Genomic DNA, 11,230 nt, shown 5'->3' with positions numbered 1-11,230 from the left:
GAGCTTATGAACGCTTTCAAAATTCCGAAGAAGCAGCTGGCGCTGTATCTCATGCTAATTCTTCCAGTCGTTGTCGTATTTATCTATTCCTATCTCCCGATGTTCGGGGTTATCATGGCTTTCCAGAAATATGAGCCGACGCAAGGTTTCTTTGGCTCCAAATGGGTAGGCTTGGATCATTTCAGACGTCTCATGCAAATTCCTGATGTGAAGCAAGTCGTTGCCAACACGCTCTTTATCGCAACGATGAAAATTATCGTCGAAACGTTCGCAGCCATTGCGGTTGCCATTCTTCTCAATGAAATTGTATCAAAAGTGTTCAAGCGTACCGTGCAAACCATTGTTTATTTTCCTTACTTCCTTTCGTGGGTTATCCTCGGCGGCATCTTCCGGGATATGCTCTCTCGTGACGGTTTAATTAATGTGATGCTTGGCAAAATGGGCTTTGACCCGATTATTTTCCTTGAGAAAGCTTCGTGGTTTCCTTATATTCTTGTAGCTACTGAGACATGGCAAATAACCGGCTTCGGTACGATTGTATATCTTGCAGCAATTACGACAATCGATCCGACGCTTTACGAAGCGTCTGTTATGGACGGCGCAAGCCGCTGGAGACAAACGCTGAATATTACGCTTCCAGGCATGAAATCGACCATTGTTCTTATGGGGACACTAAGTCTTGGCTACATTCTTAATGCCGGCTTTGAACAAGTACTTATGCTCTACTCTTCGGCTGTCTACTCGACAGGCGATGTTATCGATACATGGGTCTATCGGATGGGGATTCAGCAGGCTCAATATTCGTTAGGTGCTGCGATCGGCTTGTTCCGTTCCGTTGTCAGCCTAATCCTCATTGTTGCATCGTACTATCTGGCCCGCAAAATATCGGATCATCGCATTTTCTAAAGTCTGGAGGGGAAATTAAATGGTAGATCGTTCGTTAGGCAGACGTATTTTCTTGAACTTGAACGGCTTGCTGTTCATTCTGTTCTCACTTGCCTGTCTCATTCCTATGCTTCACGTACTTGCGATTTCTTTCAGCAAGAGCAGCGCGGTAACGGCCGGCGAGGTTACGTTCTGGCCGGTACAGTTCTCGCTGAAGTCGTATGAATATATTCTAAGCAACTCCGAATTTTGGACGGCGATGTTCGTTTCCGTGAAACGTGTCTTTCTTGGCGTGGCAATCAGCATGTTCCTCACGGTACTGGCGGCATACCCACTCTCCAAGAGCCAACAGAATTTTAAGCATCAGTCGTTCTTTGCCTGGTACTTTGTCGTCACGATGCTGTTCTCGGGCGGTCTTATTCCGACCTTTATGATCGTGAAGAACACCCATCTGTACGGTACGATTTGGTCGCTCGTCATTCCGGGCGCGATCTCGGTATTTAACGTGCTGCTCCTCTCCAACTTCTTCCGGAATATTCCGAAGGATATTGAAGAGTCCGCGTACATGGACGGTGCAGGACATTTCCGCATTCTCGGTACGCTGTACCTCGCTTTGTCGATGCCGATTATTGCAACGCTGATCGTATTCTCGGCGGTTGGACACTGGAATGCATGGTTTGACGGATTGATCTATTTGAAAAGCCAGAAGGATTACCCGCTGCAGTCTTACTTGCAGACCATCCTTGTGGAATCGAACAGCAGACTGCTTACGAAGGCGCAAGCGCAGCTTATGAACAAAGTATCGAATCGTACGATCCAGGCGTCGCAAGTGTTTATCGCTTCGCTTCCGATTCTGCTCGTCTATCCGTTCATGCAGAAGTATTTCGTATCCGGCATGATGGTCGGTGCGGTAAAAGAATAGGTCATGCAGCTAAAAAGCCGACCCTTGTGGGGTCGGCTTTAAATATTGTCTGTCAACAGTGATGGTTCGGCGTTAATGCGTTTCCTTCTTCGCCGGATGCTGGGCTTCGCCGAATTGGCGAGGCGTCATGTTCGTATGTTTCTTAAACACCTTGAAGAAATGCCGCTGACTCTCGAAGCCGGTCTGCATCGCCACCTCGCTAAGCGGCAGAGAAGGCCGCGAGATGAGCAGCTCCTTCGCTTTGATGACCCTGAGCTGCTGGATATAGGCGAGCACATTCATGCCGTTTTCTTTCTTGAACAGATGGCTCACATAGTTAGGGTGCAGGCCGACATGCTCCGCAACGGAACTGAGAGACAGATCTCTCACGTAGTTCGCTTCAATATACTCCAGCATTTGCTTGCTGGCTTCCGGCTTCTCCACATAGTCATGCTCAGCGACCTCAGTGAAGGTCTCCTGCTCTTCGGCCTCATGTTTCTCATGTTCAGCGAGGGCGGCTTGGCCAAGCCGGGTGAGCAGCTCTTCAAGCTGTTCATCATCGATAGGCTTGAGCAGATAGTCGATGACCTGCAGCCGCAGCGCATCCCGCGCATAAGAGAAATCATCATAACCGGACAAAATAATGAAGCGGCTGCATAGCCCTTCGCTCTTAGCGGTTTGGATGAGCTCCAGCCCGTTCATCTCCGGCATGTTGATGTCGGTCATGACCAGATCAGCCCCATGCTGCCGCAGCGTCTCCAGTGCTTCCGCCGCGCCGGAGGCACCTGTAATGTCCGTGAAGGGGGTATGGAATTGTTTGATTTTGCGCAGCAATCCCCGCAAGATTGGCGCTTCATCTTCAACGATGAGGAGCTTCAACGGCATTTCCCTCCTTCGGCATGGATAATGTAATCGTCGTTCCGACTCCTGGCTCACTCTCTATCCTAAGCCCATAAGCGGGTCCAAAATGGCTGATCATTCGCTCATGGACATTCATAACGCCGATTCCGCCCTGCTCCTGTTCAGGCTCCTGCGTACCCACGAAGCCATCAAGCTTCTGACGAAGCATCTCAAGCCGCTCCGGCGGGATACCGGCCCCGTCATCTTGAATGCGAACCAAGGCTAAGGCGCCTTCGCTGTACAAGCGGATGCGCAGCGTACCTGTGCCGCGCTTCTTGGATATGCCGTGCACGATGGCGTTCTCCACCAGCGGTTGGATGATAAATCGCGGACAGGCGATGCGAAGGAGGCTCTCATCCTCGACATCAATTTCGTATTGAAGCCGCTCTTCCATCCGAACCTTATAAATTTGCAGGTAGCTGCGAATATGCGAGAGCTCGTCCCGCAGCACGACATACTGGCTCTTGGACAAGCTGTAACGGATCGATTGTCCGAGCGCATAGATCATTTTGGCTACGTCAGGGCTGTCGCTTTCCTCTGCGGCCATTCGAATCGCTTCAAGCCCGTTGTAGATAAAATGAGGGTTAATCTGGGCCTGCAGCGCCAGATAAGCGGCTTCCTTCTGCCGAAGCTGCGAAATGTCTACTTTGCTCATCAGCTCGTCATTGCGATCGATCATTTTATTGTAGGAAGAGACGAGGAAGGCGATCTCATCGCTGTCTTGTTCTTCTTTATATTTGGCCAGCAGGTTACCTCGCATATGCTTGCCGAGCTTGACGATGCGTTGCACGACAGTGGAGACGGTAAAGAAATAGGCGAATGAGAGGATGAGCAGCAAGGCGCTAATCATCAGCAAGTAGAATCGTACGGAATTTTTCGTTTTCTGGAAGAGCTCGCTGGTCGGTGTCACGGTCAAGATCGTGGAGGACAGCCGCGGTACATAGAAGCTGTTCATCATCAGCAGGCCAAGCTCCGAATCCAGGTACTGCAGCGATTTGGACTGCTGAACGGACGAGTAGATCCGCATCTTGTCGGAACTTTCGAGCGGCAGCTTGGCCGATAATGCCACAATTTCGGTATGGGTGATGCCTTTTCTCGGATTGCTGTCTTCGGCCATGTAATAGTGCAGCGGCGTACCTTTCACATCAGAGGAGTGGAACATGCTGGAGAGGAACGTGTATTTCAACCTGATCTCCATAAGTCCAATCGCTTGGGTGAAATTCTCATTGTACAGTTTCTTGTAATAGATCATTTGCAGCGCAGACGGCGTAGACATTTCCTGCAGCCAATAGCCTTCCCCGACCTTCAGGCCGGAGGCTCGCGACGGGATGCTGCCATCGCTGTCCACGATGCTTGTCCCCATGCTCCGCACCTTCGGGTCTGTCTTATAGATCCGGATTTGATCGATGTAGAACGAATTGCTTTTATAGAAGGAAAATAACGGAACGAGCTCCTTCAGATAGACCCCGACCTGCTCAGACTCCTGTTTGTACTTGCCGGATAGCAGGCCGCTCAGCACCTTATTCGTTTGAAAAATATCATGAATCATCTCGATCTGATTCATGTTCATCGTCAGGGAGGAGCCGAACTGCTGGATGAAGTATTCGCGGTTATTGGCAAAATCCTTCATCGCGTTATTATGAATCTGTTTATAGTACAGCAACCCGATGCAGATGGTGGGCAGCAGAATGATGACGATATAGCCGATAATCATTTTCTTCACGATGCCGATTCGAGGTTTGCGCAGTTTCAGTCCATTCACCTTCTCCTGATGTAAGCGTGATCTCCCCACAATTATAATTCACTTGCCGTGTAATATACTACATGGCATAGGCATTTAATATCATTCAATTTTCATGCTATGATGGAAGCAGCACGGCAAGCAACCGGGAGAGGGGGCTATTGCGAATTGAACAAGCTAATGAAAGCCGTTTCTTTAGTTATGGCTGCATCCTTAGTATTGGCAGGCTGCGGAGGCGGCAACGCGGACAAGACGGGGAATGTCGGCAGCGATGAGGCCAATCCCGAGAAGGTTGATTATTTCAAGCTCCCGGAGCCGGTGGAAATGAGCGTTATTAAATCCGTTGGACCCGGTCTGAAGTTGAAGTCGGGGGAAACGATTGAAGATAATGAATATACGGATTATGTATTTAACAAAACGAATATTAAGACCAAGGTGCTATGGGACGCTTCTTCTACGGATTTCGATCAGAAGATGCAGCTCGCGATCGCAAATGACGAGATACCGGACGCGATGATTGTGGATGAGAAGACCTTTCGCGCCATGGCTGCAGCCAATCAGCTTGAGGATCTAACGACTGTCTACAAGCGATACGCTTCGGCTCAAATGAAGGATTTCTATAAGTCGACAGAGGACAAGGCGCTGGAGAAAGCCACTTATGACGGCAAGCTGATGGCGCTGCCAAGCGTGGCGATTCAAGCGGATGCACCGTCCATTCTGTGGCTTCGCAAAGACTGGCTGGATAAAGTGAATCTCAAGGCGCCGAGGACAATCGATGAGCTGAAACAGGTACTCCATGCATTCATCGAGAAGGACCCGGACGGCAATGGACAAGCGGACACGATTGGACTAACGGGGAATAGCTTTCAGCTTGCAACAGAGGGCGGCGGCATTCATGATTTCAAAGGCATCTTTAATGCCTTTCATGCCTATCCGATGATCTGGATCAAGGATGAGAATGGCGATGTTGTATACGGATCTACGACGTTCGGGACGAAGCAAGCGCTTAACGCGATTCACGATATGTATGCGGAAGGCTTGATTGATAAGGAGTTTGCGCTTCGCAAAAATCCGGACGAGCTGGTCCTAAACGGGAAGAGCGGAGCCTTCTTCGGCCCCTGGTGGGTGCCGTGGGCACTCGTCGATGCCGTGAAGAAGAATCCCGAAGCGGATTGGAAGCCATTCATGATTGAAGATGAGAAAGGTCAATATAATATTGCGAGCGTTCCGGTAAGTAACAATTTTCTCGTTGTGCGAAAAGGTTATGAGCATCCGGAGGCGGCGGTTGTGTACTCCAACATGCGCGTGCAGGCGGAGCGTACGCCTGATGAGCAGGCGATCAAGCTGGATTCTGGACATGGCCTATGGCCGCTTCTGATGACGATCGACTATGCCGATGCGGCTACGCGTAAGCATGATCTGCTGCTGGATGCGTTGGCCGGCAAGGTGAAGAAGGAAGAGATGGACGGCGAGATGCAGCTGGTCTATGAGCAAGAGCTGCGCGATCGGAAGAACCCGAGAAAGAATGCAGATGATTGGGCTCCGCCTGCAGCATATTTAATGGGAGCGGGCATACTGAAACTACCGATGAACGTGACCGAACCGGTGTATTCGGCTATGACGCAGACGATGGAGACTCGCTGGGCGAACCTGCAGACGATGGAGACCGAAACCTTCTACAAGATCGTACTGGGCGATGAGCCGATAAATGCGTTTGACCAGTTCGTAAAGGACTGGAAGGAGCAAGGCGGCGACAAAATCGTCGAGGAAGTAAAGGAAGAGCTGAAGAAGTAAGGGGCTCTTTCCGTGGCACATTTGGACAGGGTTGGAAGCGAGACGTGGTTTTTCGGAATAACGATTGATAGAGTAACCGTTTTCGGGTTATAATAACGTATTCCGTGCCCGCGCACGAAGTTCGGGACTGGTTATCATTATACGTATAGGAGTGAGCATGAATGGCAACAAGAATTTACCTGATTGGCGCAGGCTTCATCGCCCGCACACACGCAGAAGCAGCTTATAAATTTTACGGGGAAACACCGACAGACATCGAACTGAAGGTCGCGGATCCGAATCCGAAAGCATTGGCTAGTTTTGTTGAGCAGTTTCCGCATGCTGTTACGTTCAGCGATATGAAGGATATGCTGGCAGAAGAAGCACAAGAGCATGATGTCGTTGTTGTATGCACACCGCCATTCACGCATTTCGAGCTGTCCAGCTATGCGCTGAAATCCGGCCGACACGTACTTTGCGAGAAGCCGCTTGTGATGAACGCTGCCGAAGCAGATGAGCTTTCGCAGCTGGCGAAGGACCAAGGCAAGCTGTTTGGCGACTGCAGCGACCGCTTTATCGGTCTGCCGAAGACAGAGCAAGTGAAGGCGATTGTAGCTTCCGGCGCCCTGGGCGAAATCTACAAAGTGAGCTTCATTCACCGCGATCAACGCGGAAGAGCAGGCGTCGAGTACCAACCGGAGAGCCGTTGGTTCTTGAACAGCAAGCTTTGCGGCGGGGGCATTCTGACGGACTGGGGTCCGTACGATTTCACCGTACTTGCTGATATTCTTCAGCCATCGGCTGTAGATGTGCTTGGCGGCTGGATCGCAAAGCCTATAACAGGCGCAGATCCGCAAGATGTCGTTTACGATGTGGAGCATAACTCCGGCGCTCTGATGCGCTATCATGCACAAGGCCAAGACCGTCCTGTGCTCGTGCAATATGAGCGTTCTTCCTGTACGCATGGCGAAGCTTATTCCTTGGTTGAGATTGAAGGTACGCTGGGCGCAGTGAAATGGTCGCCGTATTTCGGCGGCGATGCAGTCGTTCAACGCTTCGACGAGCAAGGCTCTGTAGCCGAGAAAGAAGCGCAAGTTCCGAATGACAATGCGTACAGCTTTATGGATGCGCCGCTTTACTTCTTCGTAGAACGCGTACTGGGTCATGATTCGGCTGCGCTCTTGAACGAAGATGCGGTGTTTAACTTCAAATGTATCCAAGCGGTATATGAGAGCGCGGCATCCGGCAACATTCAATCCGTTACACGCGGCTAGTTTGTTTTATGAAGGTATAGACGTCTTTGAGAAAAAGCGATCATTCTCGGCATTTTGCCAGTAAATGGTCGCTTTTTTGCCTTATTTGCCCGCGCACAGCGATTCATAAATGAAGTATAATGGGTAAAATTAAGATTTAACGAATACTTATTGGAATGGGTATTGTAATTCCGAGTATTCCGATGTATGATTACGAATATCAAATTGAAACTCTTCATAGAGATACTTGGAGGATGAGAGAATGCGCAGCAAGAGAAGTTTACCCGTCGTTATCGTTCTAGCCCTACTTACCCTGGTAATCAGTGCATGCTCCGGTGGCAATTCGAACTCGAACAACACAGCTTCGAATAACGCTCCGGCCAATAATACACAGAGCTCTGACAATGCGGGTACCGACGCATCGCAGCCGAAGGATGGCGGCAGCCTCATTATTGCTGTAGCGGCTGATCCGACAATCCTTAACCCGAACTATGCAAGCGACCGTGTCAGCCTGACAATTGACCAAGCTCTATATGCACCATTGTTTCAAATCAACAACGGCAAGAAAACATTCTATCTTGCAGAGAGCTTGATGCCATCTGCCGATAACCTAACTTATACCTTAAAGCTGAAGAGCGGCCTGACTTGGCACGATGGCGAGAAACTGACTGCCGATGACGTTGTCTTCACATTCAATAAGATTCTGGAAGAGAAACAAAACAGCTTCCTGCGCGGCAACCTGATCATTGGCGGCAAGCCAATCGAAGCGGTTAAAGTGGATGATACTACTGTTGACTTCAAGCTTCCGAGCGTTAGCCCGGCATTCGAAGCAACCTTGGTACAAATCACGCCGATTCCGAAGCACGTCTTCGAGAACGAAGCGGATATTGAGAAAAGCACGAAGAATGCAGCGCCAATCGGTTCCGGTGCATTCAAATTCAAAGAATACAAAACAGGCGAATACCTGACGCTTGATCGTTTCGATAACTATTTTGGCGGCAAACCGCATCTGGATTCCATTACGTACCGTGTTGCTAAGGATACGAATGCAGCGAACCTAGCGCTGCAAAGCGGCGAGATCAACGTGAAATACTTGGATCCGCAAGACGTAGCGACAATTGATGCAACAGGCAATTTCGAAATTAAGCCTTATAGCGAAGGTCGTCTGTCTTACCTGAACTTCAATGCAAACAGCGACACCGGCATTCTGAAGAAGAAAGAAGTTCGTCAAGCTCTGTCTTATGCGCTAAACCGTGAAGAACTCATTCAAGCGGCTTACTCCTCTGCTGATTATGCAGAGCAGGCTCATTCGATCCTGACGCCGGATACCCTTTACCAAACGAATGACGTTGCTTCATTTGACAATGATACAGCGAAAGCGAAAGAGCTGTTGAAAGCAGCAGGCGTTAAAGAAGGACAGAAGCTGCGTTTCATCGTGTCGAGCGGCAACAAAGTTCAAGAGTCGGTTTCCCTATACGTGCAACAGAAGCTTAAAGAAGTCGGTCTTAATGTAGAACTGCAAAATATGGATGCATCGGCTTTCGGCGATAAGGCTTACGATCCGAAGGCAGCCGATTTCGAATTCTTCGTTGGTGGTTACATTATGGGTTCTGACCCTGATGCATACAGCATCTTGTACGCGACAGGTGCTGACTATAACACGACACATTACTCCAATGCGGAAGTAGACGGCTTGTGGAAGCAAGGCGCTGCGGAAGGCGATACTGCAAAACGCGGTGAAGTGTACAAGAAGATTCAAGAAATCGTTGCGGATGATGCTCCTCTCTTCCCAATCGGTTACACGAAAACAATCGTTGCCATGGACAAACGCTATGGCGGCATTGACGAAGCGGTTCTGAAACCAGTCGTAATCTTCGAAGATCCGTCCAAACTATATTTGAAATAAGAACGTTCAAAAAATAAGCTGGATCGTTCCAGCTTATTTTTTGCTACTTGAAAGCAAGGAGAATCCAGCATGAGACAGCTCATTGCCAAACGATTATTGCAGACCATCCCGATGCTCTTCTTCGTCTCGGTTGTCTGCTTTGCTATGATTAAGATGGCTCCGGGCGATCCGGTGCTTTCGTTCGTTACGCCAGCCATGCATGCGGACGATATTGAACGGATTCGGCATAATATGGGGCTCGATCAGCCCGCGATTGTACAGTATTGGGAGTGGCTGAAAGCTTGCCTTACAGGTAACCTGGGTTACTCCTTCATTAATCATCAGCCGGTGACAGAGCAAATCATCGATCGGTTACCTGCAACGGCAGGGCTGATGGGCGCCGCGATTGGATTGGCCGTACTGCTTGCGATCCCGCTGGGGCTGTTGGCAGGGGCATACCGCAATAAATGGGTGGACAAGCTGATTAATTTCTTATCCTATATCGGTATTTCTGTGCCGCTGTTCTGGCTTGCCATTCTGTTTATTTATTTCTTTGCGGTTAAGCTGCACTGGCTGCCAAGTATGGGCATGCGGACAATCGGTACGAGCTCTGCTTGGGATGTCATTAAGCATGGCATTCTGCCTTGTCTCGTGTTGGCATTCGGGTTCATGCCCGGCTATGTGCGCTATATCCGTTCGAGTACGATCGGACAATTGAAAGAAGACTATGTACAAATCCAATATGCATTCGGTTCAACTCGAATGAAGATTCTGTATCGCCATGTCATGAAGCATGTGCTGCTGCCTGTTATTACGCTGCTTGGGCTGTCCATGGCCGATTTGGTGGCAGGCGCTATCGTGACGGAAACGATATTTTCCTGGCCGGGTATCGGATCACTGGGCATGACAGCCGCGAGGGGAATGGATTATCCCGTTATTATGGGCATAACGCTGTTCTCATCCGTGATGCTGATAATAGGGAATCTGGCCGCGGATCTGCTGTACGGCATTGCCGATCCGAGAATCAAACAGACGAGGTGACTTCATGAATCGCACCAAATGGCGCAATGTTAGAATCGAGCTACTGTCGAATAAATTTGGGATCGCGGCCGTCGTTATCTTGGCGGTGCTGACGATCGGCGCTATTCTGGCGTTTCTCTCCTCGCAGGATCCCAATCAATTGAATGTATCGGAACGGCTGAAGAAGCCGAGCTCGGCCCACTGGTTCGGGACGGATGACTTCGGTCGTGATTATTTTACAAGGGCGTTGTTCGGTGGTCGTGTGTCGCTGATGGTTGGCTTCGCATCCATGTTAGTGGCGACGGGTATTGGCGTCACCATCGGGGTGATCAGCGGCTATTTCGGCGGCAAGCTGGATAATGTACTCATGCGGGGCGTGGAGGTCATCATGTCGATTCCTTCGTTCCTAGTCCTGCTCTTGCTCAGCATTTTCTTGAAGCCGAATGTCGGCAGCATTATTCTAATTATTGCATTATTAATGTGGATGAATATCGCTCGAATTATAAGGGCCGAGACGATGACGGTGAAAGAACGTGAATTCGTGCTATATGCCAAAGCTTCCGGGCAGAGCGCCGTCGGCATTATCATTCGGCATATTATGCCGAACCTGATGCCTGTCATTATCGTAGGCGCTACGAATACGATCGGTAACGCGATTATGATGGAGTCATCTCTTAGCTTTCTGGGCTTTGGGGTGCAGCCGCCTAGCGCAACGTGGGGCAGCATGCTCAACAATGCGCAGGGCTATATCGCACAGGCGCCTTACTTGGCGGTGTTTCCAGGACTATTTATATTACTGACGGTTCTTAGCTTCAACGTGCTGGGTGATATTCTGCGCGTCGGATTTGAACCGAAGCTCACTCGGAGATAAC

9 protein-coding genes are annotated in these 11,230 nt (G+C 49.8%); 7 read left to right on the top strand and 2 right to left on the bottom strand.

Features of this window, described 5'->3' with window-relative positions:
- The first annotated feature begins 6 nt into the window (after positions 1–6).
- Both AC0YNS_RS20685 and AC0YNS_RS20680 read left to right on the top strand, forming a co-directional pair.
- Positions 7–906 (top strand): ABC transporter permease, encoded by a 900-nt coding sequence (locus AC0YNS_RS20685; protein WP_090982813.1) that lies wholly within the window; start codon positions 7–9, stop codon positions 904–906.
- A 19-nt stretch (positions 907–925) separates the two neighbouring features.
- A complete protein-coding gene (locus tag AC0YNS_RS20680) occupies positions 926–1,807 on the top strand; it encodes a carbohydrate ABC transporter permease (RefSeq protein ID WP_475782861.1) in 882 nt (293 codons plus the stop codon).
- Between the two features lie 72 nt (positions 1,808–1,879).
- Here AC0YNS_RS20680 and AC0YNS_RS20675 read toward each other — a convergent pair whose 3' ends face one another.
- The gene (locus AC0YNS_RS20675; protein WP_475782860.1) at positions 1,880–2,665 is read right to left on the bottom strand and encodes a response regulator transcription factor; all 786 of its coding nucleotides are present in this window, start codon (positions 2,663–2,665) and stop codon (positions 1,880–1,882) included.
- Positions 2,646–4,448 carry a sensor histidine kinase gene (locus AC0YNS_RS20670; protein WP_475782859.1) on the bottom strand — a complete coding sequence of 601 codons (1,803 nt, stop codon included), beginning with the start codon at positions 4,446–4,448 and terminating at the stop codon, positions 2,646–2,648. Before AC0YNS_RS20670 ends, AC0YNS_RS20675 begins: the two co-directional genes overlap by 20 nt.
- 147 nt (positions 4,449–4,595) lie before the next feature.
- Here AC0YNS_RS20670 and AC0YNS_RS20665 point away from each other — a divergent pair, with 147 nt between their 5' ends.
- The 5 genes from AC0YNS_RS20665 to AC0YNS_RS20645 all read left to right on the top strand — a co-directional run bounded on the left by AC0YNS_RS20665 (position 4,596) and on the right by AC0YNS_RS20645 (position 11,229).
- Positions 4,596–6,221 carry a type 2 periplasmic-binding domain-containing protein gene (locus AC0YNS_RS20665; RefSeq protein ID WP_475782858.1) on the top strand — a complete coding sequence of 542 codons (1,626 nt, stop codon included), beginning with the start codon at positions 4,596–4,598 and terminating at the stop codon, positions 6,219–6,221.
- 161 nt (positions 6,222–6,382) lie between these two features.
- Entirely contained in the window at positions 6,383–7,474 is a 1,092-nt protein-coding gene (locus tag AC0YNS_RS20660) for a Gfo/Idh/MocA family protein (protein WP_090982690.1), read from the top strand.
- Between the two features lie 241 nt (positions 7,475–7,715).
- Positions 7,716–9,359, top strand: a complete 1,644-nt coding sequence (locus AC0YNS_RS20655; protein ID WP_475782857.1) for an ABC transporter substrate-binding protein — start codon at positions 7,716–7,718, stop codon at positions 9,357–9,359.
- A gap of 69 nt (positions 9,360–9,428) precedes the next feature.
- A complete protein-coding gene (locus AC0YNS_RS20650) occupies positions 9,429–10,379 on the top strand; it encodes an ABC transporter permease (protein ID WP_475782856.1) in 951 nt (316 codons plus the stop codon).
- Positions 10,380–10,383: 4 nt separating this feature from the next.
- Positions 10,384–11,229, top strand: coding sequence for an ABC transporter permease (locus tag AC0YNS_RS20645; protein WP_475782855.1), 846 nt, complete (start codon positions 10,384–10,386; stop codon positions 11,227–11,229).
- Position 11,230: the final 1 nt, after the last annotated feature.

The sequence above is a fragment of the Paenibacillus sp. J22FR21 genome (assembly GCF_056269135.1).
Note: the sequence above shows the minus strand (reverse complement) of the source record. Positions and strands in the feature narration are given on the sequence as shown.

What these genes read in the sequence shown, in the direction of transcription:
- AC0YNS_RS20685 (WP_090982813.1), top strand. Translation starts at nt 7, where the DNA reads ATGAACGCTTTCAAAATTCCGAAGAAGCAGCTGGCGCTGTATCTCATG.
- AC0YNS_RS20680 (WP_475782861.1), top strand. Translation starts at nt 926, where the DNA reads ATGGTAGATCGTTCGTTAGGCAGACGTATTTTCTTGAACTTGAACGGC.
- AC0YNS_RS20660 (WP_090982690.1), top strand. Translation starts at nt 6,383, where the DNA reads ATGGCAACAAGAATTTACCTGATTGGCGCAGGCTTCATCGCCCGCACA.
- AC0YNS_RS20655 (WP_475782857.1), top strand. Translation starts at nt 7,716, where the DNA reads ATGCGCAGCAAGAGAAGTTTACCCGTCGTTATCGTTCTAGCCCTACTT.
- AC0YNS_RS20650 (WP_475782856.1), top strand. Translation starts at nt 9,429, where the DNA reads ATGAGACAGCTCATTGCCAAACGATTATTGCAGACCATCCCGATGCTC.
- AC0YNS_RS20645 (WP_475782855.1), top strand. Translation starts at nt 10,384, where the DNA reads ATGAATCGCACCAAATGGCGCAATGTTAGAATCGAGCTACTGTCGAAT.